28 protein-coding genes are annotated in these 26,223 nt (G+C 64.3%); 14 read left to right on the top strand and 14 right to left on the bottom strand.

Annotated elements, in window-relative coordinates; translation table 11 throughout:
- Nucleotides 1–15: 15 nt before the first annotated feature.
- From priB to ppsA, 4 genes are all read right to left on the bottom strand, one after another.
- On the bottom strand, nt 16–330 hold the full coding sequence (priB, locus tag H7F35_RS23440; RefSeq protein ID WP_187108959.1) for a primosomal replication protein N: 315 nt from the start codon (nt 328–330) through the stop codon (nt 16–18).
- A gap of 4 nt (nt 331–334) precedes the next feature.
- A complete protein-coding gene (rpsF, locus tag H7F35_RS23435; protein ID WP_124458694.1) occupies nt 335–709 on the bottom strand; it encodes a 30S ribosomal protein S6 in 375 nt (124 codons plus the stop codon).
- A 115-nt stretch (nt 710–824) separates the two neighbouring features.
- Nucleotides 825–1,304, bottom strand: a complete 480-nt coding sequence (locus H7F35_RS23430) for a hypothetical protein (RefSeq protein ID WP_187108958.1) — start codon at nt 1,302–1,304, stop codon at nt 825–827.
- Nucleotides 1,305–1,520: 216 nt separating this feature from the next.
- A complete protein-coding gene (gene ppsA, locus H7F35_RS23425; protein WP_187108957.1) occupies nt 1,521–3,914 on the bottom strand; it encodes a phosphoenolpyruvate synthase in 2,394 nt (797 codons plus the stop codon).
- A 190-nt stretch (nt 3,915–4,104) separates the two neighbouring features.
- On the opposite strand from ppsA, the gene H7F35_RS23420 reads away from it, so the two are divergent.
- The gene (locus H7F35_RS23420) at nt 4,105–4,926 is read left to right on the top strand and encodes a pyruvate, water dikinase regulatory protein (RefSeq protein WP_093237002.1); all 822 of its coding nucleotides are present in this window, start codon (nt 4,105–4,107) and stop codon (nt 4,924–4,926) included.
- A 61-nt stretch (nt 4,927–4,987) separates the two neighbouring features.
- Here the strand turns inward: H7F35_RS23420 and H7F35_RS23415 are convergent, their stop codons facing one another.
- From H7F35_RS23415 to ahpC, 7 genes are all read right to left on the bottom strand, one after another.
- Nucleotides 4,988–5,797 (bottom strand): heme ABC transporter ATP-binding protein, encoded by an 810-nt coding sequence (locus tag H7F35_RS23415; RefSeq protein WP_261803323.1) that lies wholly within the window; start codon nt 5,795–5,797, stop codon nt 4,988–4,990.
- The gene (locus H7F35_RS23410; protein ID WP_187108956.1) at nt 5,794–6,831 is read right to left on the bottom strand and encodes a FecCD family ABC transporter permease; all 1,038 of its coding nucleotides are present in this window, start codon (nt 6,829–6,831) and stop codon (nt 5,794–5,796) included. The genes H7F35_RS23415 and H7F35_RS23410 overlap by 4 nt, the downstream gene beginning before the upstream one ends.
- Entirely contained in the window at nt 6,828–7,727 is a 900-nt protein-coding gene (locus H7F35_RS23405; protein WP_187108955.1) for a hemin ABC transporter substrate-binding protein, read from the bottom strand. Before H7F35_RS23405 ends, H7F35_RS23410 begins: the two co-directional genes overlap by 4 nt.
- Before the next feature lie 5 nt (nt 7,728–7,732).
- Entirely contained in the window at nt 7,733–8,830 is a 1,098-nt protein-coding gene (locus tag H7F35_RS23400; RefSeq protein WP_187108954.1) for a hemin-degrading factor, read from the bottom strand.
- 45 nt (nt 8,831–8,875) lie between these two features.
- The gene (locus tag H7F35_RS23395) at nt 8,876–11,086 is read right to left on the bottom strand and encodes a TonB-dependent hemoglobin/transferrin/lactoferrin family receptor (protein ID WP_187108953.1); all 2,211 of its coding nucleotides are present in this window, start codon (nt 11,084–11,086) and stop codon (nt 8,876–8,878) included.
- 171 nt (nt 11,087–11,257) lie between these two features.
- Nucleotides 11,258–12,814, bottom strand: a complete 1,557-nt coding sequence (gene ahpF, locus H7F35_RS23390; RefSeq protein WP_187108952.1) for an alkyl hydroperoxide reductase subunit F — start codon at nt 12,812–12,814, stop codon at nt 11,258–11,260.
- 90 nt (nt 12,815–12,904) lie between these two features.
- On the bottom strand, nt 12,905–13,468 hold the full coding sequence (ahpC, locus tag H7F35_RS23385) for an alkyl hydroperoxide reductase subunit C (protein WP_013540513.1): 564 nt from the start codon (nt 13,466–13,468) through the stop codon (nt 12,905–12,907).
- Nucleotides 13,469–13,719: 251 nt separating this feature from the next.
- Between ahpC and bfr the strand changes: the two genes are divergently transcribed.
- The 12 genes from bfr to hemP all read left to right on the top strand — a co-directional run bounded on the left by bfr (nt 13,720) and on the right by hemP (nt 22,176).
- A complete protein-coding gene (bfr, locus tag H7F35_RS23380) occupies nt 13,720–14,196 on the top strand; it encodes a bacterioferritin (protein ID WP_081270476.1) in 477 nt (158 codons plus the stop codon).
- A gap of 130 nt (nt 14,197–14,326) precedes the next feature.
- Nucleotides 14,327–14,971, top strand: coding sequence for a PepSY-associated TM helix domain-containing protein (locus H7F35_RS23375; protein WP_187108951.1), 645 nt, complete (start codon nt 14,327–14,329; stop codon nt 14,969–14,971).
- 64 nt (nt 14,972–15,035) lie between these two features.
- Nucleotides 15,036–15,536, top strand: a complete 501-nt coding sequence (locus H7F35_RS23370) for a DUF2271 domain-containing protein (RefSeq protein WP_187114384.1) — start codon at nt 15,036–15,038, stop codon at nt 15,534–15,536.
- Between the two features lie 55 nt (nt 15,537–15,591).
- Nucleotides 15,592–16,401: a DUF4198 domain-containing protein gene (locus H7F35_RS23365; protein WP_187108950.1), complete on the top strand. Its 810-nt coding sequence runs from the start codon at nt 15,592–15,594 to the stop codon at nt 16,399–16,401.
- A 14-nt stretch (nt 16,402–16,415) separates the two neighbouring features.
- Nucleotides 16,416–17,420, top strand: coding sequence for an FAD:protein FMN transferase (locus tag H7F35_RS23360; RefSeq protein WP_187108949.1), 1,005 nt, complete (start codon nt 16,416–16,418; stop codon nt 17,418–17,420).
- Entirely contained in the window at nt 17,417–18,784 is a 1,368-nt protein-coding gene (locus H7F35_RS23355; RefSeq protein ID WP_187108948.1) for a sulfite reductase subunit alpha, read from the top strand. The genes H7F35_RS23360 and H7F35_RS23355 overlap by 4 nt, the downstream gene beginning before the upstream one ends.
- A 75-nt stretch (nt 18,785–18,859) precedes the next feature.
- Nucleotides 18,860–19,540, top strand: a complete 681-nt coding sequence (locus H7F35_RS23350; protein WP_187108947.1) for a Fe2+-dependent dioxygenase — start codon at nt 18,860–18,862, stop codon at nt 19,538–19,540.
- 114 nt (nt 19,541–19,654) lie between these two features.
- Nucleotides 19,655–19,927, top strand: a complete 273-nt coding sequence (locus H7F35_RS23345; RefSeq protein WP_187108946.1) for a bacterioferritin-associated ferredoxin — start codon at nt 19,655–19,657, stop codon at nt 19,925–19,927.
- A gap of 104 nt (nt 19,928–20,031) precedes the next feature.
- Nucleotides 20,032–20,715 (top strand): energy transducer TonB, encoded by a 684-nt coding sequence (locus H7F35_RS23340; RefSeq protein WP_410010800.1) that lies wholly within the window; start codon nt 20,032–20,034, stop codon nt 20,713–20,715.
- 22 nt (nt 20,716–20,737) lie between these two features.
- Nucleotides 20,738–21,454: a MotA/TolQ/ExbB proton channel family protein gene (locus H7F35_RS23335; RefSeq protein WP_124458678.1), complete on the top strand. Its 717-nt coding sequence runs from the start codon at nt 20,738–20,740 to the stop codon at nt 21,452–21,454.
- A 2-nt stretch (nt 21,455–21,456) separates the two neighbouring features.
- Entirely contained in the window at nt 21,457–21,870 is a 414-nt protein-coding gene (locus H7F35_RS23330; protein WP_187108944.1) for an ExbD/TolR family protein, read from the top strand.
- Between the two features lie 93 nt (nt 21,871–21,963).
- A complete protein-coding gene (gene hemP / locus H7F35_RS23325; RefSeq protein ID WP_056520696.1) occupies nt 21,964–22,176 on the top strand; it encodes a hemin uptake protein HemP in 213 nt (70 codons plus the stop codon).
- 178 nt (nt 22,177–22,354) lie between these two features.
- On the opposite strand, the gene H7F35_RS23320 is transcribed toward hemP, so the two are convergent.
- Nucleotides 22,355–22,762, bottom strand: coding sequence for a GlcG/HbpS family heme-binding protein (locus H7F35_RS23320; protein ID WP_093236987.1), 408 nt, complete (start codon nt 22,760–22,762; stop codon nt 22,355–22,357).
- A 165-nt stretch (nt 22,763–22,927) separates the two neighbouring features.
- Between H7F35_RS23320 and H7F35_RS23315 the strand changes: the two genes are divergently transcribed.
- A complete protein-coding gene (locus H7F35_RS23315; protein WP_187108943.1) occupies nt 22,928–23,629 on the top strand; it encodes a Bax inhibitor-1/YccA family protein in 702 nt (233 codons plus the stop codon).
- Between the two features lie 48 nt (nt 23,630–23,677).
- Here the strand turns inward: H7F35_RS23315 and rlmD are convergent, their stop codons facing one another.
- Nucleotides 23,678–25,114, bottom strand: coding sequence for a 23S rRNA (uracil(1939)-C(5))-methyltransferase RlmD (rlmD, locus tag H7F35_RS23310; RefSeq protein ID WP_187108942.1), 1,437 nt, complete (start codon nt 25,112–25,114; stop codon nt 23,678–23,680).
- Between the two features lie 63 nt (nt 25,115–25,177).
- Nucleotides 25,178–26,221: a sigma-70 family RNA polymerase sigma factor gene (locus H7F35_RS23305; RefSeq protein ID WP_187108941.1), complete on the bottom strand. Its 1,044-nt coding sequence runs from the start codon at nt 26,219–26,221 to the stop codon at nt 25,178–25,180.
- Between the last annotated feature and the right edge of the window lie 2 nt (nt 26,222–26,223).

The raw sequence follows: 26,223 nt of genomic DNA, 5'->3' as shown, positions 1-26,223 counted from the left end.
ACCTCTTGTCGAAAATTAATCTTGCTGAAAATCCTGGATGTGCAGGACCGGATGCTTGCCGTTGCCCGGTGTCGCGAGAAACCCCTGGAAACGCCAGAGACTTCCCATCGACTGCTTTGCGAGCCGTTCGGCGATGGCGCCGAAGGCAACGGCCTTGAGGGCTGTCTTCACCTGCCTGGCTTTTCCTGCCTCTTGAAGCGTCGACTCATGGTCGAGCTTCAGGTCGATGGCGGGCAAGCCGGCTGGCGTGAATCGCAGGGCTCCGAGTTCGGCAACAGAGGCGGTCAGCAAAAGCTGGTTGACCCCGGTTGCCGCAGCGGCAGCAGTCACGCCATCAGTTGTTGTTGGCGGCGTATTCGGCCTGCTGGGCCTTGCGAGCCTCTTCGCGCTCGACCGTCTTCATCATCGACGAAGGACCGGTGTCGGCCTTCTTCTTCTGAACGGTCAGGTGGCGCAGCACGGCGTCGTTGAACTTGAACGCGTGTTCGAGTTCGCCCATCACGGTTTGCTCGGCTTCAATGTTGACGCACAGGTAGTGGGCCTTGTTGAGCTTGTTGATCTGATAGGCCAGCTGACGACGGCCCCAGTCTTCAACGCGGTGGATCTTGCCGCCGCCGGCCGTGATCAGGCCCTTGTAGCGCTCCAGCATTGCCGGAACTTGTTCGCTCTGATCCGGGTGGATCAGCAAAATGATTTCGTAGTGACGCATGGCACTCCTTGTGGATTCTTCCGTAGAAGAGGAAAAGCCACCTGCAGCGTCGGGCGCAGTGTGGCAAGGCAAAGCCGGCGATTATAGCCCTGGAATTTGCATTCCGGCAAGGCGCTCAGTCGTTCAGGGCCTTGTCGAGGGCGGCCGCCTTCTCGGCACCGACCGCCGCGCGGATCTTGGGCGCCAGCGCCAGCAGGTCTTCATAGCTCCCCGTGCCTTCGACCTGCAGGTTGAGCCGGAACCCCATGAGGCCCAGGCTGCCGGTCAGTTGGGTCGCGATGGGATAGGCATCCTTGTAGCGCTGCTGCTTGCTGCGGCCGGAAGGCGGCGCCGCTGCCAATTCAGCCGGTTTGGCGGCCTCGGCGTGCGTCTCGCCCGCCACGGGTGGCGCAGCCCTCCCGCCCACAGGCTCCAGCACACCCAACTCGATCATCTGGTCGATGTCTTCGCGGGCGATGCCCATGCCAGCGGCAAGCACGTCGTCCACCGAGCGCTTGCCGTCGAACAGGATGAATGCCGAACGCTGGCGCGGCGACAGCGGCACCGAGCGGTCCTTCAGGGCCTGGTGGCCCGCTTCCGTCTTGACAAGAATCATGGAGGTCTCCCCGCGAGGTGCTGGCAAGTCGCCGCGACGACCGAGGTCGCCTCAGGCAAGCTGCCGGGATGCGCCGCCCTGTGAATTGTCACAAGTCTGACACCAGAAACACACTTTGATTCAATGTCATGAAGCTGACACGGGGAATCCCCCGATGGGGATTTCCGCAGTCTGCCGCGCGACGGGCGCAGCGCGCACCCGCCGCCGGGCGATCAATCAGCGATTGGCGAGTTGCTGCCAGGTGTCGATCACGCTGTCGGGATTGAGGGAAATCGATTCAATCCCCTCCTCCGCCAGCCAGAGCGCAAAGTCCGGATGGTCGCTGGGGCCCTGGCCGCAGATGCCGACGTACTTGCCCTGCGCCTTGCAGGCCTTGATGGCGCGGCTGAGCAAAGCCTTGACGGCCGGATCGCGCTCGTCGAAGTCGGCTGCCAGCAGCTCGAGGCCCGAATCGCGGTCCAGGCCCAGGGTGAGCTGGGTCAGGTCGTTCGAGCCGATCGAGAAGCCATCGAAGAACTGCAGGAACTCGTCGGCCAGGATGGCGTTGCTGGGCACCTCGCACATCATGATCAGCTTGAGTTCGTTCTCGCCGCGCTTCAGGCCGTGCTCGCCCAACAGCGTGGTCACGCGCTCGGCCTGACCCAGGGTGCGCACGAAGGGCACCATGATCTGCACGTTGGTCAGGCCCATGTCGTTGCGCACGCGCTTCAGGGCTTCGCACTCCATCGCGAAAGCTTCGCCGAAATCGGCGCTCAGGTAGCGCGCGGCACCACGGAAGCCGAGCATCGGGTTTTCTTCTTCCGGCTCGTAGCGGCTGCCGCCGATCAGCTTGCGGTACTCGTTCGACTTGAAGTCCGACAGGCGCACGATCACCGGCTTGGGCCAGAAGGCCGCGCCGATGGTGGCGATGCCTTCGGCCACCTTGTCGACATAGAACGCACGGGGCGAAGCGTGGCCACGGGCCACCGACTCGACGGCCTTCTTCAGGTCGTTGTCGACGTTCGGGTAGTCGAGGATCGCCTTCGGGTGCACGCCGATGTTGTTGTTGATGATGAACTCGAGCCGGGCCAGGCCCACGCCGTGGTTCGGCAGTTGCGCGAAGTCGAAGGCGAGCTGCGGGTTGCCCACATTCATCATGATCTTCAGATCGATCTCGGGCATCACGCCGCGCTGCACTTCGGTCACTTCGGTTTCGAGCAAGCCGTCGTAGATGAAGCCGGTGTCGCCCTCGGCGCAGCTCACGGTGACCAGCGTGCCGTCTTTCAGCAGATCGGTCGCGTCGCCGCAGCCGACCACGGCCGGAATGCCGAGTTCGCGCGCAATGATGGCCGCGTGGCAGGTGCGCCCGCCACGGTTGGTGACGATGGCGGCGGCGCGCTTCATCACCGGTTCCCAGTTGGGGTCGGTCATGTCGGTGACGAGCACGTCGCCGGCCTGGACCTTGTCCATTTCGCTGATGTTGTGCACCAGGCGTACAGGGCCGGTGCCGATCTTCTGGCCGATGGCACGGCCTTCGGCGAGCACGGCCCCCTTGCCCAGCAGCTTGTAGCGCTGCTCGGCCTTGCCCTGCTGCTGGCTCTTCACCGTTTCCGGGCGCGCCTGCAGGATATAGAGGTGACCGTCGGTGCCGTCCTTGCCCCACTCGATGTCCATCGGGCGGCCATAGTGTTCTTCGATGACCAGCGCGTACCGGGCCAATTGCTCAACGTCGGCGTCGCTCAACGAGTAGCGGTTGCGCTGCTCGGCCTTGACGTCGGTGGTCTTCACGAGCTTGCCGCTGGCTTTTTTCTCTTCGGCCGTGGCGAACTCCATCTGGATCAGCTTGGAGCCCAGGTTGCGGCGGATCACCGCGCGCTTGCCGGCGCGCAGCGTGGGCTTGTGCACATAGAACTCGTCGGGGTTCACGGCGCCCTGCACCACGGTTTCACCCAGGCCATAGCTCGAAGTGATGAACACCACCTGGTCGAAACCCGATTCGGTGTCGATGGTGAACATCACGCCGGCAGCGCCGAGGTCGGAACGCACCATGCGCTGTACGCCGGCCGAGAGCGCGACCACGTCGTGCTCGAAACCCTTGTGCACGCGGTAGCTGATGGCGCGGTCGTTGTAGAGGGAGGCGAACACCTCCTTCATCTTGTGCAGCACGTCGTCGATGCCGACCACGTTCAGGAAGGTCTCTTGCTGGCCCGCAAAGGAGGCGTCGGGCAAGTCTTCGGCCGTCGCCGAGGAACGCACGGCGAACGAGGCGGCCGGGTTGCCGGCGCTCAGCGTGGCGTAGGCCTCGCCGATGGCTTTTTGCAGGTCGGCCGGGAAAGGCTGGGCCTCGACCATGGCGCGGATCTGGGCGCCGGCGGTGGCCAGCGCACGCACGTCTTCGGTGTCCAGCGCTGCGAGCAGCTTGCTGATCTTGTCGGCCAGGCCGTCGTGGGCCAGGAACTGGCGAAATGCGTGGGCCGTGGTCGCAAAACCGGTCGGCACGCGCACGCCCTGCGGCAGCTGCGAGATCATTTCGCCGAGGCTGGCGTTCTTGCCGCCAACCGCCTCGACGTCGGTCATTCTCAGGTTTTCAAACGGTACGACCAAGGCGGTCGCGTCGAAAAGTGCAGACATGGGGAAGCTCCAGAAGTTGAAACCGGTGCTGCATGCAGACGGCGCGGCACGATCGTTGTCGTTGCTTTGGGTGCGGTCGCGGTGTGCATGGAAAGAATGGGGGGTTGGGAAGCGGATTCCCGATAATGGCCCGGATTGTAGGCGTGGCAAGGTCGCGCGCGCCGCAGGACAAGGCCGCAAGAGCAACACCATGCATACACGCACTGTTTTCTTCATTTCCGACGGCACCGGCATCACCGCCGAGACTTTCGGCAACGCCGTGCTCGCCCAGTTCGAGATGAAACCGCGCCATGTCCGGCTGCCTTTCACCGACACGGTCGACAAGGCGCACCAGGCGGTGCGCCACATCAACCACACGGCCGAGCTGGAGGGCGTGCGCCCCATCGTCTTCACCACGCTGGCCAACATGGACGTGCTGGAAGTCATAGAAACCGGCTGCAAGGGCATGCTGCTGGATATGTTCGGCACCTTCGTGCGGCCGCTGGAAATCGAGCTGGCGGTGAAGTCGAACCACCGCATCGGCCGCTTCAGCGACGTCAGCAAGAGCAAGGAATACAACGCCCGCATTGCCGCGATCGACTTCAGCCTGGCGCACGACGACGGCCAGAGCAACCGCGACCTGCAGGGCGCCGACGTGATCCTGGTGGGCGTGAGCCGCAGCGGCAAGACGCCGACTTCGCTCTATCTGGCGATGCAGCACGGCCTGAAGGCGGCCAACTACCCGCTGATTCCCGAGGATTTCGACCGCCGCCAGTTGCCCCCGGCTCTGTTGCCGCACCGCAAGAAGATCTTCGGCCTGACGATCCAGCCCGAGCGGCTCAGCGAGATCCGCAACGAGCGCCGGCCCGATTCACGCTATGCCAGTCTCGAAAACTGCCGCCATGAGGTGAGCGAGGCCGAAGCCATGATGCGGCGCGCCGGCATCCGCTGGCTGTCGACCACCACCAAGTCGATCGAGGAAATCGCCACGACGATCCTGCAGGAGCTGCGGCCCGAGCGCCTGACCTACTGATTTGCTATCTTTTGAATAGCGCCTGACGACCATTTGACGGCCGTCAGGCGCTATTTTTCCTTCAGCCGAACAGGTACTGCACGGTGCCGTCGGCACTCGTCACGGGCTGGCACGGCGTTCCCCAGACCGATTCGATCAGGGCCGGTTCGAGCACTTCGGCCGCCGCGCCCTGCCGCACCCCGCCCGAATCGCCCCCCAGCACCACCACCTCGTCGGCATAGCGCCGCGCCAGGTTCAGGTCGTGCAGAACGGCCACCACGCCCACGCCGCGTTGCGCCCAGGCACGCAACAGTCGCATCGCCGAATGCTGGTGCGCCAGGTCCAGCGCCGCGGTGGGTTCGTCCAGCAGCAACCAGCGGGTCGCACCATCGGGCCGCGCATGCCAGAGCTGGGCCAGCGCCCGCGCCATGTGCGCCCGGGACTTTTCCCCGCCCGACAGCGTGTTGAGCACGCGCGACGCCAGTGCCGACACGTCGGTCAGCGCCATCGACTCGGCAATGATCGCGTCTTCGTCATGCCCCGGCGCCTTGCGATGCGGGTAGCGGCCCAACGCGACGATCTCTTGAGCGGTGAAATCGAAGGCGACCGCGCTTTCCTGTGGCATCAGCGCCCGGCGCAGTGCCAGCGCCGGCATGCCGTGGTCTCCGAGCGGACGGCCGTCGAGCATCACCCGGCCCTGCGTCGGCATGCGCTGGCCGGCCAGCACCGACAGCAACGTCGACTTGCCCGCGCCGTTGGGACCGAGGATGGCCGTCACCCGGCCCGGCGCCAGGCTGACCGAAGCGTTCGCCAGCAGCGTCTTCGCTCCGATGCGAACCTCGACGCCTTCACAGCGCAGCGCCATCGGATCGCGTTCCGTGCCCACCGTCATATGCGCCCCTTGAAGTGCCGCAGCATCAAAAGGAACATCGGCACGCCGATGAACGCGGTGAGCACGCCCAGCGGCAGTTCGGCCGGCGCCATCACGGTCCGCGCCACGGTGTCGGCCGCAAGCACCAGTGCCCCGCCCAACAGGGCCGAGGCCGGCAGCACCACGCGGTGATCGGGCCCGGCCATCATGCGCACCCAGTGCGGCGCGATCAGCCCGATGAAGCCGATGATCCCGGTCGTGGCCGTCACAGCCCCCACGGCCACGGCCGTGACGACGATCGCGCGCCGCTTGGTGCGCTCCACATCCACGCCGAGCAGCGCTGCCTGTGCCTCGCCGAGCGCGATGGCGTTCAGGGGCGAGGCAAGCGACCGCGCCGCAAGGCACGACAAAAGCACAGCCACGCTGACCAGCAACACCGCGCTCCAGCGCGCACCGCCCAGGCTGCCAAGCAGCCAGAACTGCAGGCTGCGCAGTTGCTCGTCCGTCGCCATCACGCTCAGGAAACCCAGCCCCGCGCCCGCAAGCGCATTGACCGCAATGCCGGCGAGCAGCATCAGCGCCATGCGCGTGCCGCCTTCGCTGCGCGAGAGGCCGTAGATCAGCAAGGTCACAGACAAGCCGCCACCGAAGGCCATGAGCACCAGCGTCCAGCTGCCGAGCGTGCGGGGCAACACCGGCCAGAGCCAGGCACCGAGCACGATCGTGACGCCCGCCGCCAGCGCCGCACCGCTGCTGATTCCCACCAGCCCCGGGTCAGCCAACGGATTGCGGAACAGCCCCTGCATCAGCGTGCCCGCCATGCCGAGCCCCGCGCCCGCCGCCACGCCGAGCACGAGGCGCGGCAGGCGGATATTGAGAAACACCAGGTGCTCGGGCGACTTGTCGGCGCCGCCCTGCCCCAATGATGTCAACACGTTCCAGAGTTGCGAAAGACTGATGGCGTAGGCCCCGGACACGGCCCCCACCATGAACGCCGCGACGAGCAGCAGCGCGCTGCCGCCCAGCACGGCGCGCGCCGTGAACCTCTGGCTCATGCCACGGCAGCCAGGAACTTGTCGTGCAGATCGGAAATGGACGCCGGTGTGCGCGGACCGAAGCCCAGCAGCAGCAAGGCGTCTTGCGTGATCAGCGCGCGCTTCTTGTAGGCCGGCGTGAGCGCCAGTTCGGGCCGCTGCCAGAACTTGTCGACGCCACCGTGCGCCTCGATGCTCTGCGTGCTGGTGAGGATGATGTCCGGCGCGGCGCTGGCCATGGCTTCGGCCGTCATCGGCCGGTAGCCCTGGAAGCCGCTCAGGGCATTGATGCCACCGGCATAGCCGATCACCGAGTGCGCAGCGGTCTTCTCGCCCGAGACCTGCGGGCTCGCGCTGTGCGACAGCACGAACAGCACCTTCGGCTTGCGCCCCTTGGCGGCGGCCACGCGCTGTTGTACGACGGCCCATTCGGTATCAAGCCGGGCCTGTAGTTCACGCGCCTGCGCTTCCTTGGCCGCAGCGCGGCCCACGGCCTGCACCTTGCGCTGCACTTCGCCCCAACTGTGGTCGGCCTCGATGATCTCGACCTTGACGCCCGCGCTGCGGATCTGGTCGAGCACCACGGGCGGGCCCGATTCGTTGGTCGCGATGATGGCATCGGGCTTCAGCGACAGCAGGCCTTCGGCCGACAACTGCCGCATGTAGCCGACCTTGGGCGTGTTGCGTGCCGCCGCCGGATACAGGCTGGTGGTGTCCGTGCCCACGAGCTGCCCTTCGGCGCCGAGCAGGTAGACGATCTCGGTGATCGCACCGCTCACCGTCACCAGCTTGGGCAGGCGCAGTGTCTGCGCGAATGCGGGTAGCGCGGCAACAGCGCCCAGCGAAGAGACGGACAGCAGCCGCAGCACGTCGCGGCGGCGCGGTGCCAGGGAGTCGATTCGTGCGAAGTCGCTCATGGGGTTCAAGCCTGCTGCATGGTTGCCAGACGCGGAAGACCACGCACGATGTGACGCCACTCCTCGCGCTCGGGCACACCGGGTTTGCGCGCGCCGAAGAACATGGCCATGAGTTCGCCCGTGCCATCGAAGGCCTCGACCGAGGTCACGATGCCGTCGCTGGTCGGCTTCTCGACGATCCAGATGCTGGCGATGCGGTCTTCGCGCAGGTGCAGGTTGAAGCCGGGGTCCAGCACGTTGAGCCAGCGGATCGGTGGCGCGTTCTCGTCGGGCCCGCGCATTTCCATCGGCTCGATGCGCTTCACCGGTCCGCTGTGAATCTGGATGCAGCCGGGGCTGCCGACGAACACCATGATCGGCGTGCCGTCGAACGCGGCTTCGTTCAACAGGTCGCGGATGGCGCTCAGCTCTGCGCGCTGCGTGAACTCGCCCTCGGTCAGGCGAAAGCTCTGCTGGCGCTCGACTTCGAACTTGTTCAACAGCCCGAAGAACTCGTGCGTGTCCTTCATGCCGCGCCAGGCGTCGGCGAGCCCGGCGGCATCGATGGCAGCGTCGTCGCGCGACGCGGCCTTGGCTTCGGCCGGCACGAACACGACCGGCTCGTCAGCGGCAGTGTGAGTGTCGATGACCGACTGCAGCGCATCGCGATCGGTGGCGTCGCGCGCAAAGATCTTGTGCACCGCCAGGCCGCTCGCATCGAAGAACTGCAGGCTCAGCGATGGCGGCACGCCCGGATTGGCCGCCGCTTCGCTCACCGCAAAGCCCGCGTTCCAGCGGCTGAAGAAAAGCCGCAGGTCGATCGCCTCGCCCAGTGCGAGCCCCATCTTGTCGCTGCCCGAGACCTTCTCGTAGATGCCGGTCTTCTCGTGCACCGTGGTCTCGTTGCGCGTCAGCGCGAGCACGGGGCCACAGAGTTCGAGCGACTGCAGCAGTTCGACCCACGGACCCTTCAGGCGCGTGGCCCGCAGGCCCTTGTCGTGCGTGCCGGTGTGGGCGGCAATGGCAGCGCCTTCAGGCAGGCCCATGGCCGCGGCGGCGTCCTTGTGGCGCATGCCCTTGGCGCGCAGTGCGGCAAAACGATCGCGGGATTCTTCGGCGTTCATCAGGTTTCCTTTTTTAAGGTGAAGTCTTCTTCCAGGGGGCGGGCGTCAGAAGTCCGCCACGAGCGAAACATTGAAGGCACGCCCCGGCTGGGTGTACGCATCGCGCAGGATCGACGTGGTGGTGATGCCGCGCACGTCGCTCCAGTTCCAGTAGCGCTTGTTGGTGAGGTTGGTCACCGATGCGTTCAGGCGCAGGTCCTTGCGGATGCGCCATTGCGCGCTCACGTCGAGGGTGGTGGCGGCCGGCGTCAGGAACTGCGAGCCAGTCGTGACCTCGGTACGGTCCACGTCGGACCACTTCTTGCGCGAGTGGTTCGTCGCGTCCAGGCGCACGCTCCACACCGGGGCCTGGTACTTGATGCCCACACTGGCCTTGCGCGGATCGATCGAATTGAGCGGCCGGTTGTTGGTGCGGTCGGTCCCACGCGTCTGGCCGTAGGCGAAGGGCACGGAGAAGCCGTTGCCGTTGTCGGTGAAGTCAAGCTCGCCCTTGAATTCGAAGCCGCTGATGCGCGCCCGCCCGACGTTCACCGATTGGTAGATCAGCGGGTCGATGCGCGGGATGCCGCGGCCGCCCACGAGACGGTCGTTCTCGATCAGGTTCTTGTAGTCACCGGTGAAGGCGGCCACGTCGAAGCTCAGCACGCCGGTCTTGCCGCGCACGCCGAATTCGATGTTCTGGCTCTTCTCGGGCTTGAGGTTCGGATTGGGGATGGTCTTGTACCCCTGGATCACGTTCTCGAAGAAGTTGTTGACCTGGAAGGCATTGGGCGCCTTGAAGCCCGAGGCGTAGTTGCCGTAGACGCTGAACTGCGGCGTTGCACGGAACAGCACGCCCAGCTTGGGCGACACCGCCGAGCCCGACAGCGACACGGCCTGCGCGTTGAAGCCCGTCTGCTTGGCATCAAGCGAGAAGCGGTCGAAGCGGATGCCCGGCGTGATGCTCCAGCGGTCGTGAATGAACTCGTCCTGCACGTAGATCGCCGACGAGGTCTCGCGGGTGTCGGGGAATCGCTTGAGCGGATAGGTTTCGCCGGTCGGCGGCACCAGGCCGGTCTGCAGGTTCTTGACGTTGGTGCGCGTGTAGTCGAAGCCGTAGGTGATCTTCTGCGCCCAGTCGCCCATGTGGACGGTCTTGTCGGCTTGCAGGCCGAGCTGCCAGGTGTTCTCGTCGTAGGTGACGTCGCGGGTGCGGTCGGCCGCAGTGAAGCGGTCTTCGAGGATGAACTCGCGCGACCGGGACTTCTGGTAGCTCACCACGCCGAGCAGGTTGTCGGCCACGGCACTGTTCAGGCGCAGGCGGCCTTCGTAGGTGAAGCGGTCGCGCTGCAGGTCGGTCCTGGCGTTCAGGCCGATCACCGAGGTCGAGACGAAAGGCGGCTTGGAAATGCCCGAGAGCAGGTCGTAGCGGCTCGTCTTCTCGACGTGCTCGAAAGTGAAGCTGTGGCGCTGGTCGGCATCGGGCGTGAGGATGACCTTGGCCAGCACGGCCGCGTTCTTGTCGCGCTGCGGGTTCGGCGTGGTGCGGTCGACGTTGGCCACGTTCAACCGGCCCATGTTCTCGAGTTCGTGCGCACGGCCGAGGCTGGCCGACACGAGCCACTGCATCGTGTCGTTGGGCTTGCCCGCCAGCGTGACGCCCGCGCGCTTGCCGCTGTCGTCACCGCTGTAGCCGACGCTCGCGCTGCCGCCGAAGGTCTTGCCATCGCGCAGGTACGACGAAGGCTCGCGCGTGATGAAGTTGACCAGGCCGGCAAGGCCGTCCGAGCCGTAGAGCGCCGACGCCGGGCCCTTGATGATCTCGATGCGCTCGATGAGGCTGATGTCGAAGTAGTCGCGCCCGAACGCGTTGGCACTGAACACATAGCTGCGCGGCGTGCGGATGCCATCGGTCAGCAGCAGCACGCGGTTGCCATCGAGGCCGCGGACGTTGAAGCCCGCATTGCCGTCGCGCCCGGTATTGCCCTGCGCCAAGCCGAAACGCGCCGGTGCTCGCTTGACCGACACGTTCGGCAGGTCGCGCACCGCATCGCGGATGTCGTTGATCTGCTTGGACTCGATGTCGTCGCGGGTGATGACCTCGACGCTCACGGGCAGGTCCTGGCGGGCCTGCTCCGAGCGCGAGCCGCTCACCACCACCTCATTGAGCGCGACCTGCTGGGACCAGGCAGGCGCGGCAATGCCGAAGCCGGAGGCAATCAGCAGTGGCAGGAGGGCAAGACGATGAGGACGGGAACGGAGGGTTTTAGCGGCCACGAAAAAGGTCCAGAAACAGTTGAACAACTGCTTGCTGGACCTTGGGCGCGGAGCTTTGCGCGTGTGACCTGGCTGGCGGTGACGGGCGTGTTTACCCGGTCCGCCTATTGTATGAGAACAATTCTCATTTGATACAACTTGTGCCTTACTTCAGCGGGGTCAAACAACGCGTCAGGCGGGAGCCGAGGAACGGATCAGATGGTCGAACGCACCGAGCGCCGCCTTCGCGCCGTCGCCGGCCGCGATGATGATCTGCTTGAACGGCACCGTGGTCGCATCACCGGCCGCGAACACACCGGGCACCGAGGTCTGGCCACGTGCGTCGACGATGATTTCGCCGTGCTTCGACAGCTCGACCGTGCCCTTGAGCCAGTCGGTGTTGGGCACGAGGCCGATCTGGATGAACACGCCTTCGAGCTCGACCTTTTTCAGCCCGCCCGTCGCGCGGTCCTTGTAGATCAGGCCATTGACCTTCTGGTCGCCGGTGATCTCGGTGGTCTGCGCGTTGGTGAACACGTCGACGTTCTTCAGGCTCTTGAGCTTGCGTTGCAGCACGGCGTCGGCGCGCAGTTGCGTGTCGAACTCGATCAGCGTGACGTGGCCCACGATGCCGGCCAGATCGATCGCCGCTTCGACGCCCGAATTGCCGCCGCCGATGACCGCGACACGCTTGCCCTTGAACAGCGGGCCGTCGCAATGCGGGCAGTAAGCCACGCCCTTGTTCTTGAACTCGTGCTCGCCGGGCACGTTGATGTTGCGCCAGCGGGCGCCGGTCGAAATGATGACCGTCTTGCTCTTGAGCGATGCGCCGCTTTCGAGCTGCACTTCGATCAGGTCCTTGCCCGGCACCAGCGCCTTGGCGCGCTGCAGATTCATGATGTCGACGTCGTAGTCGCGTACATGCTCTTCGAGGGCGTGGGCGAACTTCGGCCCTTCGGTTTCCTTGATCGAGATGAAGTTCTCGATGCCGAGCGTGTCGAGGACCTGGCCGCCGAAGCGCTCCGAGGCGACGCCGGTGCGGATGCCCTTGCGCGCGGCGTACACGGCGGCGGCGGCACCGGCGGGACCACCGCCGACGATCAGCACGTCGAACGCGTCCTTGCCGGCGATCTTCTTGGCTTCGCGCTCGACGCCGCTGGTGTCGATCTTGGCGAGGATTTCCTCGAGGCTCATGCGGCCCTGGCCGAACTCGGTGCCGTTGAGGAACACGGTAGGCACGGCCATGATCTGGCGCTCCTTCACCTCGTCCTGAAAGGTGCCGCCTTCGATCATCGTGGTGCGGATGCGCGGGTTCTGGATGGCCATCAGGTTCAGCGCCTGAACGACATCGGGGCAGTTGTGGCAGGTGAGCGAGACATAGATCTCGAACTCGAAGTCGCCGTCGAGTGCGCGGATCTGCTCCAGCACGGCCTCATCGACCTTCGGGGGATAGCCGCCGATCTGCAGCAGCGCAAGGATCAGCGACGTGAATTCATGACCCATCGGCAGGCCGGCAAAACGCGGGCCGTGGTTTTCGCTCGGGCGATTGACCGAGAACGAGGGCTTGCGATGGTTGTCGTCGCGGCTTTCGGTCAGCTTGACCAGCGGCGACGCTTCGGCGACGTCCTTCAGCAGCGACAACATTTCGCCCGAGGCCTTGCTGTCGTCGAGCGAGGCGACGATCTCGATCGGCTGCGTGGCGCGTTCGAGGTAACTCTTCAATTGGGCTTTGGTGCTGTCGTCGAGCATGGCGGACTCACTTTCGATATCTGAAAACTATCAACTGGGGACAAAAAAGCCCGGGGCCTTGCGAGCGCCCGGGCTTTCGCGCGTGGGCGCTTAGATCTTGCCGACGAGGTCGAACGACGGAGCGATGGTCTTGTCGCCTTCATTCCACTTGGCCGGGCAGACTTCGTTCGGGTGGGCGGCGGTGTAGACCGCTGCCTTGAGCTTGCGCAGAGTTTCCTTGACGTCGCGGGCGATTTCGTTGGAGTGCACTTCGGCGGTCTTGATGATGCCGTCGGGGTTGATCACGAAGGTGCCGCGCAGTGCCAGGCCTTCTTCGGGGATGTGCACGCCGAAAGCGTTGGTCAGCGTATGGGTCGGGTCGCCCACCAGCGGGAACTTGGCCTTGCCGACGGCCGGCGACGTGTCGTGCCAGACCTTGTGCGAGAAGTGCGTGTCGGTGGTCACGATGTAGACCTCGGCACCCAGCTTCTGGAACTCGGGGTAGTTGTCGGCCGCGTCTTCGACTTCGGTCGGGCAGTTGAAGGTGAAGGCCGCCGGCATGAAGATCAGCACGGACCACTTGCCCTTGAGCGTCTCGTCGGACACATCGATGAACTTGCCGTTGAGGTAAGCCTGGGTCTTGAAGGGTAGGACTTGGGTGTTGATCAGGGACATGTTGATTCCTTGGATGCTGCGGGTGGACAAAAATAAGTGCGAGCCATGAGTATAGCTACCAATCTCATATTCCCAATAGTTATGAGCTATTAAAAGTATTGGAAGTCGCTATGTTTGCGATGGGTTTGCTGCGCCTCAATGCGAACGTGTATCGCCATCACACGCATGCAGACCGCCGCAGCATGGGATTGCTTGCAAGTGCTCGTCCGCTCCTCTGACAATCACCGCTTTTAGAACAAGGAAAAAAAACCATGAAGGGCGACCCCAAGGTCATCGAACATCTGCAGGCGCAGCTCAAGAACGAGCTGACCGCGATCAACCAGTACTTTCTCCACTACCGCATGCTCAAGCACTGGGGTCTGGACAAGCTGGCAAAGAAGGAATACGAAGAATCGATCGGCGAAATGAAGCACGCCGACAAGCTGATGGACCGCATCTTCATGCTCGACGGCCTGCCGAATCTGCAGGATTTGGGCAAGCTGAACATCGGCGAAGACGTGCCCGAGCTGCTGCGTTGCGACCTGGGCGCCGAAACCGGCGCACAAGCGACGATCAAGGATGGCATCGCGCATTGCGAGTCGGTGCGTGACTATGTCTCGCGCGACCTGCTGCAGGAAATTCTCGACGACACCGAAGAACACATCGATTTCCTCGAAACGCAGATTGACCTGATCGACAAAGTCGGACTGCAGAACTACCTGCAATCGCAGATGGGCGAACTCGAATAAGGCGCTCTGGCCCTCAGGCCAATCGCAGATGACAAACGGGACTTCGGTCCCGTTTTTTATTGCTTTACGTAACTTAATACGCCGCAAATAGCAGTCATTCTCATTGGCGCAGATAGAATTCGCGCCTTCGATGACCGCTGCCCGCCCCGACAACCGCCGCCGTGCCTACTGGCTCAAGACCCTGCACGAATGGCACTGGGTAAGCTCCGCGATCTGCCTGATCGGCATGATCCTGTTCAGCGTCACCGGTTTCACGCTCAACCATGCAGCGCAGATCGAAGCCAAGCCAGCCATCACGAAGCTGAATGGCTCCGTCGATGAAGCCCTTCGCGCACAGCTCGAAAAGCAGTTGCCCGCCGCCAAGGCCCAAAAAGGCAGAGCGCCTTTGCCTGCCGAGCTTCAAGGCTGGATAAAGAAGAACTGGGACGTCGGCACCGCCGGCCGCGAGGCCGAATGGTCAGACGACGAGATCTATCTCTCGCTCCCTCGCCCTGGCGGCGATGCCTGGTTGCGGCTGAATCTGGCCGACGGCGAGATCGAATACGAGCGCACCGACCGCGGCTGGCTCTCCTATTTCAACGACCTGCACAAGGGTCGCAACACGGGCACGGCGTGGAGCTGGTTCATCGACATCTTCGCGGGCGCCGCGCTGATCTTCTCGATCACCGGCCTGTTCATTCTCAAGATGCACGCGGGCAACCGCCCCTTCACATGGCCGATGGTCGGCATGGGGCTCGTGATTCCTCTGCTGCTCGCGCTGCTGTTCATTCATTGATTGATCGATAGATTCAGGAAAGAGGTTTCAAGTGCACGTTCGCTATTCACTCGCGCCGATTGCCATGTCGGCACTGTTCGCCGCCCCCGCCTTTGCGGCAGGCCTGTCGGTCAACATCGAGATCCCGCGGCTGAACGCCTCTGAATACCACCGCCCCTATGTGGCGACCTGGATCGAACGCGCCGACAACACGGTCGCCGGCACGCTGGCCGTCTGGTACGACGTGCGCACCAAGACCAACAACCCCGAGGGCGAAGGCACCAAATGGCTCAAGGACATGCGCCAGTGGTGGCGCCGTGGCGGCCGCGAGCTGGCGGTGCCAGTCGACGGCGTGACCGGCGCGACCAAGCCCGCTGGCAAGCACCAGTTGAGCTTCACGGAAGGCACGGCCCCGATGCCCAAGCTCGCGCCCGGCGCCTACAAGCTGGTGGTCGAGGCTGCGCGTGAAGTCGGCGGACGCGAGGTCGTGAGCATTCCCTTCCAGTGGCCACCCACGGCCGCCACGCAACCGAGCGCCACCGGCAAGGAAGAGCTCGGCGAGATCAAGCTCGAACTCAAGCCCTGATCGGCACCGGACCGTTCCACTCTTCATCGACAGCCTGCCACTCCAAGGACTTCTCATGACCCGCATTACCCTGCGCGCTGCCAGCTTCGCCATTGCCCTGTCGGCCATCGCTTCCGTGTCCCAGGCGCACAACGCCTGGCTGCTGCCCTCTTCCACCGTGTTCTCCAAGGCCGACACGGTCACGGTCGACGCGGCAGTGTCGAACGACCTGTTCGTCGCCAACCACGCATCGCTGCGGCTCGACGGCCTGCAGATTACCGCGCCCGACGGCAGCACGGTCAAGCCCGAGATCGAGGCCAAGCTCAAGTTTCGCAACGTGTTCGACGTGAGCGTCGCGCAGACGGGCACCTACCGCATCGCGGTGGTCAACGGCGGTGCTTTCGCAAGCTGGAAGGACAAGGCCACGGGTCAGAACAAGCGTGCGCGCGGCACCCCGGAGAGCCTTGCCAAGGAAATTCCGGCCGATGCACAAGAACTGGCGATCACACAATCGTCCGGCCGCATCGAGACCTTCGTGACGGTCGGCAAGCCCTCGGCGCTCAAGCCGATCGGCCAAGGCCTGGAGTTGATTGCAACCGGCAGCCCGACCGACCTGGTCAAGGGCGAAAAAGCCACCTTCACGCTGCACCTGGACGGCCAGCCCGCCAAGGGCCTCGAAGTGAGCGTGACGGCTGGCAACACGCAGTACCGCGACAAGCTCGAAGAGACCAAGCTCAAGACCGACGACAAGGGCCAGTTCAGCGTGACCTGGCCGGCAGCCGGCATGTACTGGCTCGAAGCCACCACCAAGGACAACAAGACCACGGTGCCACAAGCCAAGGAACGCCGCCTGAGCTACGCGGCCACCCTTGAAGTGATGCCCTGACGCAGCAAGCAGCCTTGGGTCTTTCCTTCAGTTCCTGGCGCGCCGGCGGTTACGCCAACGCAGCCGTTCCACGTCGTGCCGATCCGGCCAGCCTGCAGCAGTTGGGCGGGCAGACCATGGGCACCACGTGGTCGCTGCGCTTTGACAACCCGAAAATGCTGCCGCTGACGCAAGTGCGCGAAGCGGTCGATGCGGCGCTCGCCCGCGTGGTCGCGCAGATGAGCCACTGGGAGCCGGAGTCGGACATCACTCGCTTCAACCGCGCGCAGGCCGGGTCGCGCCACGCGCTGCCTCGGGAGTTCGCCGAGGTCATGGCCTGTGCCCTTCGATGGGCGGCGGCCAGCGGCGGCGCAATCGATCCAACAGTCGGTCCGCTGATCACTTGCTGGGGCTTCGGCCCCGAGGCACAAGAGGCGGGCCTGCCCACTCCGAAAGCACTCGCCGATGCGCACGCGCGCGTCGGCTGGCAACTGCTGGCCTTCGATGTGGCCAAGGGTTCGCTGCTGCAACCGGGCGGCATCGCCCTCGATCTTTCCGGCATTGCCAAGGGCTTCGCGGTCGACCATGGCATCGAGGCCTTGCGTGCGCTCGACCTGGTCGATGTTCTGCTCGAAATCGGGGGTGAGCTGCGAGGCATGGGCCGGCGACCAGGCGGTCAACCGTGGCAAGTGCAGGTCGACAGCGAACCTGCAGCCGCGCGACGCATCCCGCTCGCCGACATGGCGGTCGCTACGTCGGGCGATCGTTGGCATCAGCGTACGCACGAAGGCCGTCGCTGGTCGCACACCATCGATCCGCGCACCAGCGAACCGACAAAGCACTCGTTGGCCAGCGTCACAGTGCTGCATGCCGAGTGCATGCAGGCCGACGCCCTGGCCACCGTGCTGACGGTACTGGGACCGGAAGAAGGGTTCGACTTCGCAGAGCAGCACGATGTGGCTGCGCTGCTCGTGAGTCGCGGCGAAGAACCACCTGTCGCGCAAACCACACGTGCCTGGCGCGCGCAGACCGAGGCATGAACGAGGCTGCATGGCGCGCGCTGGGCGCGGGCTCCACAGTGGCGGTCTATACCGCACTCTGCGCGGGAATCTACCTGCGCCAACTCAGGCAAAAGGCAGCCACGGCACGAGATGCCTCAGCACTTTCGAGCGATGGAGACAAGCCTTCCACGCTCGTGTTGTTCGCAAGCCAGACTGGCCAGGCCGAGGCGATCGCGTGGCAGACCGCCCGGCAGTTGCGCGCTGCCGGCACGTCTGCGCGAGTGATGGAGCTGAACGCGCTCGATGCCGCAACCTTGGTCACCGCGAGTCGCGCCCTCTTCGTGGCAAGCACGTACGGCGAAGGCGATGCGCCCGACGGCGCCAGCCTGTTCGCCGAACGCGTGATGGGATCGCCCCCGCCGCTGGGTTCGCTCCGCTACGCCGTGCTGGCCCTCGGCGACCGCCAATACGCCAACTTCTGCGGTTTCGGTCGCGCGCTCGATGACTGGCTGCAGGCCGCAGGCGCCGTCCGAGAATTCAAACGCATCGAAGTCGACAACAGCGACGCCGTGGCGCTGGCCGAATGGCAAACCCGCTGGGGTGATGTGGCGGACGTGGAACCTGGCAGCGGAGATCCGGCAGTGACGTTTGCGCAATGGCGGCTCACCACACGCAGATTGCTCAACCCCGGCAGCGCTGGCGCACCCGTCTTCCATCTGGGACTGGTGCCGCAAGCCGGTGCGATGCCACATTGGGCGTCCGGCGATCTGGCTCAGATTGCAGTTGCGAGCGACCCGACGCGTCCGCGCGACTACTCGATCGCATCGCTGCACACCGACGGCGAACTGCAATTGCTCGTTCGGCAGGAGCAACACCCCGACGGCACGCTGGGCAGCGCATCGGGCCTGCTCACCTCCACCCTCACAGTCGGCGATACCGTGGCCTTGCGCTTGCGACCGCACCGCGGATTCCGCCTCGATGGCAATGAAGCGCGGCCGCTGATCCTCGTCGGCAACGGCACCGGTCTGGCCGGCCTTCGCGCCCATTTGCGCGCCCGTGCCGCTGCGGGCAGGCACGACAACTGGCTGGTGTTTGGCGAACGCCAGGCAGCGAACGACTTCCTGCATCGAGAAGAAATCGAGACCTGGCAAGCCAACGGCGTGCTGCAGCGGCTGGACATGGTGTTTTCGCGCGACCAACCCGAGCGTGTCTACGTCCAACATCGGCTGCTGCAATCGGCCGACGCCCTGCTTGAATGGCTGCACAACGGCGCGGCCGTCTACGTCTGCGGAAGCCTGCAGGGTATGGCGTCGGGTGTGGATTCGGCATTGCGACAGATCGCCGGTGAGGCGCTTCTGGGCGAGATGCTGGCGAGCGGGCGCTACCGCCGCGACGTTTACTGAGCGCCGCCTCACGCGGTGCGACACTTTGAACCCCGGCGCGCGCCGGGGCTTTTCTCTTTGCGGAGTTCCTGACAAATGATGCTGCATGTGCCTGACGTGCTGAGTTCCACCCAGGTGCGCGAAATGCGCGCGGCGCTCGACGCCACGAACTGGGTCGATGGCCGGGAGACCGTCGGTGACCAGGGTGCGCAGGTCAAGCGCAATCGACAGTTGCCGGAGCAATCGGCCGTTGGACGCGAACTCGGCAACGCGGTACTCGCCGCGCTGGCCCAGCATGCACTGTTCTTTTCAGCGGCATTGCCCTCGCGTTTTGTTCCGCCGCTGTTCAACCGCTACGAAGGAGGCGAGCACTACGGGGTTCACATCGACGGCGCGGTGCGCTCGCTGCCCGGAAGTGCGCAGCAACTGAGAACCGACCTGTCTTGCACGCTGTTCCTGTGCGATCCGGACGAATACGAAGGCGGAGAACTGGAAGTGATCGACACCTACGGGTCGCACGAAGTGAAGCTTCCGGCCGGCGACCTCATTCTTTATCCAGCCAGCAGCCTGCATCGCGTCAACCCGGTGACCCGTGGGGCGCGTGTGTGCTCATTCTTCTGGCTGCAGAGCATGGTGCGCAACGACCAGCAGCGCAGCATGCTGTTCGAGCTCGACCAGAACATCCAGAAACTGCGCGCCCGCCTGGGTGAATGCGAGGAGACGGTGGCGCTGACGGGTCACTATCACAACCTCCTGCGGCTCTGGTCGGAGGTCTAGCGATCGGCGCTGGGGCCTGAATAAATCGGTAACACCATAGTTATTGCAAATGCGATGGATTCTTATTTATAATGAGTCACATCCAACAGCCAGCCAACTGCCGCTTTCACAGCCATGATCGTTTGCGTCTGCCGCCGAGTTTCCGACCGTGAAATCGCACGTCATGTGCGGGCCGGCATGACTTTCGACGAAGTGCAATTCGAACTCGGCGTGGCCACCCAGTGTGGTCAGTGTGAAGGTTGTGCGCGCGATATCGTCGCACAGTGCAGCGCTTTGCACCCGGTCGCCGCGTTGCATTGCGAAACGGGCCCGAGAGCGATCCAGCTTGCCAACTCCATCAAGGAAAGCAAGGCATGGAACTCGTCTCGGCACTCGGCGGCAGCCTGATCCTGGTCGCAGGTTCAGTCTGGTGGATTTTTCACAAGTGATGTTGTCGTAGCGGTTTTGCTGCAATCGGGGTACGTTTCGCCGTGCCCGCACTCGAATGGTTGATCGTGTCTGACCGCTTTGCCCCCCCTCCTTCCGTCCTGGGTCTCTCGCGCAATGTCGTCATTGCCGGCAGCGTCATCCTGTTTCACGGCGCCGCTCTCTGGGCGCTGCAGAGCGGATTGCTGCGCCGCGCCGCCGAAATTGTTATTCCAGTCGAGATACTGAGCCAGTTCGTCGAGCCGCCGAAGCCCAAGGTGGACCCGCCGCCTCCTCCGCCGCCCCAGCCCAAAGTGACCAAGGCGCCGCCGCCACCGCGGCCGCAGGCCATCCGCGAGCCGAAACCCACTCCAGCACCCCAGGCGCCCGTCGGAACCACGGAACCGCCGCCTCCGGCGGCACCGCCGTCGCCTCCTGCTCCGCCAGCACCTCCCGCACCGCCACCAGCGCCGCCGGCGCCGCCCGCAGTACAGCTGCCGTCGAGCAACGCCGACTACCTGCAAAACCCGAAGGCGACCTACCCCGCCATGAGCAAACGGCTCGGTGAGCAGGGCAAGGTGATCGTTCGGGTGCTGGTCGGTGTCGACGGGCTGCCCAAGAGCGCAGAGGTCAAGAAGTCCAGCGGCTTCGATCGCCTCGACGAGGCCGCTGTCGAATACATCCTCAAATGCCGGTTCGTGCCCGGCAAGGTCAACGGCGTGGTGCAGGCCATGTCCTATGACGCCCCCGTCAACTACGTTCTGAACTAATTTTTCTCTGGAGCAATTTCGTATGGATTCCCAATTTGGCTTGATGAACGTCTGGAATCAGGGCGACTTCGTCACCAAGGCCGTCGCGGTGCTGTTGATCGGCATGTCGCTCGCGTCGTGGATCGTGATCATCGTCAAGGCCCTCGACGTCATCAAGTACAAGCGTCTTGCCAAGCACTCGCAAGATTTCTGGCACAGCGAAGACTTCGCCACCGCGCTCAACAAGCTCGGCAAGGACGACAGCAACCCGTTCCGCGCACTGGCGCTCGAAGGCCGCGAAGCCGCGGCGCACCACCGCAACACCAAGGCCCATCTGCACGATGCGCTCGACGTGAGCGACTGGATCACGCGTTCACTGCGCAACGGCATCGACGCGTTCACTGCACGCCTGCAGACCGGGCTCGCGATCCTTGCGTCGGTAGGCTCAACCGCACCCTTCATCGGCCTGTTCGGCACGGTCTGGGGCATCTACCACGCACTCATGAGCATCGGTTCGGCCGGCCAGGCCACCATCGACAAGGTGGCGGGCCCGATCGGCGAGGCGCTGATCATGACGGCACTGGGTCTGGCAGTGGCCATCCCTGCGGTGCTGGGCTACAACGCCCTGGTTCGCGGCAACAAGTTCGTGCTGACCAAGCTCAACAGCTTTGCGCACGACCTGCACGCCTACTTCGTGACTGGCGCTCGGGTGCAAAGCGGTAGCGGCGAAGCTGTCGTGGTTCCGCTCAAGAAGGGCTGATCATGGCTTTCGGAACGCAAGACGAACCCGATGAGGTGATGAACGAGATCAACATGACGCCGCTGGTCGACGTCATGCTGGTACTCCTGATCATCTTCATCATCACCGTGCCGGTGATGAAACACGCCGTCAACATCGACCTGCCGCGTGCCACCAGCGAGCCCGAGCAGCCGAAGCCGCAGAACATCCTGTTCAGCGTCACGGCCGACGGCGCCTACTACTGGAACGAACAGAAGATCGACGACAGCGAATTGCCGGCCCGCCTTGCCGCAGAAGCCGCCAAGGAACCGCAGCCAGAGCTGCACATTCGCGGCGATAAAGCCGTTCGCTACGAGCGCGTGGCCAAGGCCATGTCAGAAGCCCGAGAAGCCGGCGTGCGCAAGATCGGGTTCATCACGGAGCCCGATACGAAGTGATCTGAACCGCGATTAAAAAAAGTTGATCGCGGCGATTGACTTTTTATTGCGAATCATTATCATTCACTCATCGCTTCGATAAGGGAACTCCAGATGCCAGCCACACCGAATGCCTTTTCTGTTCTGAACCATCCTTCGCTCGACCAATCGGGCGGCGGCCATGCGTCCATCCAGGCAACGCGTCCGGCGCCAATGGTTGAAAGCACGGAGCTTCTCAAGGGAAGCAAGACCGTGGGCATCATGCACAACGGCTCGCTTTACCGGCTTCAAGCCACCAAACTCGGCAAGCTGATCCTGACCAAGTAGGTCATTCAGCCCGCCCCTCGCGCAAGTTTCATCGTGGGGCGACTCAAGGAGATTTATCTCCGAAGGGTCGTTTTTTGCTAGCCAACGGTTCGCCGACTAGCCAAGCTTTTTTTCACGCTGAACGCCAAACAAAAACGCCGACTTCGAAGTCGGCGTTTTGCTTTGTGCGTGAGAAAGCTCAGAGGCCCAGAGCGGCGATGCCTGCCTTGGCGATCTGTGCGTCTTCGTTCGACTTCACGCCGCTCACGCCGACTGCACCAATCACGTGGCCGTCCTTCACGATCGGCACGCCGCCTTCGAGCAGCCCCTGCACTGCAGGTGCCGTCAGGAACGCTGTGCGGCCACCATTGATGATGTCTTCGTAGACCTTGCTTTCGCGCCGTCCCATGGCCGCCGTGTGAGCCTTGGCAGGGGCGATGTGCGAAGACAGCGCCGCGGCGCCGTCGAGGCGCTGCAGCCAGAGCAGGTTGCCCGCATCGTCCGAAATGGCGATGGTCACGGCCCAGTTGTTCTTCAGAGCCTCGGCTTCGGCCGCTGCGGCAATGGCCTTGACGTCGGCAAGTTCGAGGAATGATTTGGTCTTCATGGTGAGCTCAGGTTGCGTAAAAACCCGACAGCATAACGGCCATGTCGCCAGAGGTGCCTGCGGCGCCCGTGAACATCCCTCTTGCGATCTTTCCGATAACCTGCACTTGCAGCCCCCTAGAATGCGCCCAACTGCGTCATTGCAGCAACCACAGGAGCTCCGGCCATGAACGACCGCGTCACCAGTCTCGACACTTCCACCGGCTACGGCCAGGCGCTGCCGCAGGCTGAGCGCCAACGTGTGCTGCGCAACACCTACTGGCTGCTTGCGCTGAGCCTGCTGCCCACCGTGCTGGGCGCCTGGGTTGGCGTCAGCACCGGCATGACACGCTCGCTCACCGGCGGGCTGGGCCTCATGGTTTTCCTGGGCGGCGCCTTCGGCTTCATGTTCGCCATCGAGAAGACGAAGAATTCCGCCGCCGGCGTACCCGTGCTGCTGGCCTTCACCTTCTTCATGGGCCTGATGCTGTCGCGCCTGATCGCGATGGTTCTCGGCTTCAAGAACGGCTCGGAACTCATCATGACGGCCTTCGGCGGCACCGCTGGCGTGTTCTTCGTGATGGCCACGCTGGCCACGGTCATCAAGCGCGACTTGTCGGGCATGGGCAAGTTCCTGTTCGTCGGCGCGATGGTGTTGATGTTCGGCGCCATCATCAACATCTTCGTCGGCTCGAGCACCGGCATGCTGGTCATCTCGGTGGCTGCCATCGGCATCTTCTCGGCCTACATGCTCTATGACCTGAAGCAGATCATGGACGGCGGCGAAACCAACTACATCACCGCCACGCTGGCCCTGTACCTCGACCTGTTCAATGTCTTCCAGAGCCTGCTGGCGCTGTTGGGCATCTTCGGTGGCGAGCGCGACTGACACCGACACTCACCGACCAAGAGAAAGGGCCCCGCGAGGGGCCCTTTTTCATTCCAGCTCGAACACCGCAATCGACTCGACGTGCGCCGTGTGCGGAAACATGTTGACCACTCCCGTGAAAGTGCAGCGATAGCCCGCCTGATGCACCAGCAACCCTGCATCACGCGCCAGCGTCGACGGATTGCAGCTCACATACACGATGCGCTTTGGTGGCGTCCAGCCATCGGTGCGCAACTCAGGCTGCTGATGAAGATCGGCCATGGCCTTGGCGAGCGCGAAGGCGCCTTCGCGCGGCGGGTCGACCAGCCATTTGTCCGCGCTGCCGTCTGCCACCAGCATGGCCGGCGTCATCTCGAACAGGTCGCGCGCTACAAATTTAGTAGCAGATAGCGCACGGCGTGCGGCCGTTGCGGGCTGATTCTTCTTGAAGTTGTCGGCCGCGCGCGCCACCAGCGTGTCGCTACCCTCGATGCCCAGCACCTCGCGCGCCTTGCTCGCCAGAGGCAGCGTGAAGTTGCCGAGCCCGCAGAACCAGTCGATCACCCGTTCTTCAGGCTGCACGTCGAGCAGGCGCAACGCCTTGCCCACCAGCGCCCGGTTGATGTGCGGATTGACCTGCGTGAAATCGGTGGGCTTGAACGGCATCGTGACGCCGAACTCAGGCAGCCGGTACGCCAGTTGCGCGCCCCCCTCCTCCAGCAGCTTCACCGTGTCCGGCCCCTTGGCCTGCAGCCACCACTGAACGCCTTCGTTTGCCGCTGCAAAAGCCTTCAGCCGGCCGATGTCGGCCTGCGACAGCGGCTCCAGGTGCCGGAGCACCAACGCGATCGTGCCGAGCGCCGTGGAGCCCGGTGCGTCGCCGCAAGCCAGTTCGATCTGCGGACAGGTTTCGCGAGCGTCCATCGAGCCGATCAGCGCGCGCAAGGGCATCAGCATCTCGCTGATCTGCTTCGGCAACACCGGGCACACCTGCATGTCGGCAAGGTAGCGGCTCTTGCGCTCATGAAAGCCGATCAGCACCGTGCCCTTCTTGACCACATGGCGCACCGACAGCCGCGCGCGGTAGCGGTAGTGCCAAGCCGGTCCTTCGAGCGGCCGCAGGACGTTGTCCGGGCGCACCTTGCCCAGGTGCCACAGGTTGTCTTCCAGCGCACGCTGCTTCACGGCCACCTGCGCCGCCGCGTCCAGATGCTGCATCTTGCAACCGCCACAAGCGCCCGTGTGGAGGCCGAAATGCGGGCAGCCCGGGCGCACCCGCTGCGACGACTCGCGCCGGATGGCCGTGACCGTGCCTTGCTCCCAATTGTTCTTGCGGCGATGGACGCTGAACTGCACTTCCTCGAAAGGCAATGCGCCCTCGATGAAGACGACCATGCCGTCGGCCTTGTGCGCAACGCCCTGCGCGTCGAGGTCCAGCGACTCGACCTGCAGCCATTCTTCGCCGGGATTCGTGGGGGTTTTCTTTTCTTCGATGGGTTCCGTCATGCCCCGATTGTCTCAGCGCGGCCGGGTGGTCTTGCCGCGCAGCAGCGCGCACCTCTCGCGCGACTAGAACAGCGCATCCCGACCGATGCCCGAGCGCGCCAGTTGCCGTCGCATCTTGGCGAGGGCCTCGTTCTGGATCTGCCTGACGCGCTCGCGCGTGAGGCCCAGGCGAACGCTCAGCACCTCGAGTGTTTCGGGCTCCCGGTCATGCAGGCCGTAGCGTCCCTCCAGTACCTCACGCTCGCGCGCATCAAGGGCATGGACCCACTGGTCGAGCAGCCGCTCCACCTCGTGCGCCTGCGTCACGCCGGTCGGGTTGCCTTGCTCGTCATCGGAGGCCACGGTGTCGGCGAGTGTGAAGCCTTCGTCTCCACGCGCATCGCCCGCATCCAGCGAGCGCGGGGCCTCGGCGAGCGCCAACAGATCGGCCACGGCCTGCACTTCGCGGCCAAGCAGCGCGGCGATGTCTTCCACGCGCACGCCATCGGGACGATGGGCGAGAAATTCCGCGTCGCTTTCGAGCACGCGGCGAGCGCGCAGCACCTGTTGCAGCTCGCGCACCACATGAACCGGCAGTCGGATCGCACGCGCTTGCGTCATGACGGCGCGCTCGACGGATTGGCGAATCCACCAGGTCGCATACGTGGAAAAGCGAAAACCCCGCTCGGGCTCGAACTTGGTGATGGCGTGCATCAGCCCGAGGTTGCCCTCTTCGATGAGGTCCGACAGTGGCACACCGCGCCCGAGGTAGCTCTTGGCAATGTTGACCACGAGCCGCAGGTTGTGCTCGATCATCGACTGCCGTGCCGCGAAATCGCCGGCTCGTGCGGCACATGCGGCCTGGTATTCCTCGGCGGGCGTGAAGAGTTCGGTACGCCGGACCTGGCGCAGGTAGATGGTCAATGCGTCGGCACCTTCGCCACCGATCGAGTCGGCCATGACGCCTTGGGTCGGCGTGGTGTTCGTGGCCGAAAGGTCGACAACGCCCTCTACCGGGAGCGAGCCTTCGTCCTGGGGGGTCTTGTCGCGAGAAGAAGAAAGGGATGGACTGCCCCGACCCGCCAGCCCGCGCACTGGCAGCGTGCGACGGGGGCGCGGGGCAGCCATGG

Source organism: Variovorax sp. PAMC26660 (assembly GCF_014302995.1).
Taxonomy (GTDB): domain Bacteria; phylum Pseudomonadota; class Gammaproteobacteria; order Burkholderiales; family Burkholderiaceae_C; genus Variovorax.
The sequence above is the reverse complement of the archived record's forward strand: the minus strand, read 5'-3'. Positions and strand labels throughout refer to the sequence as shown.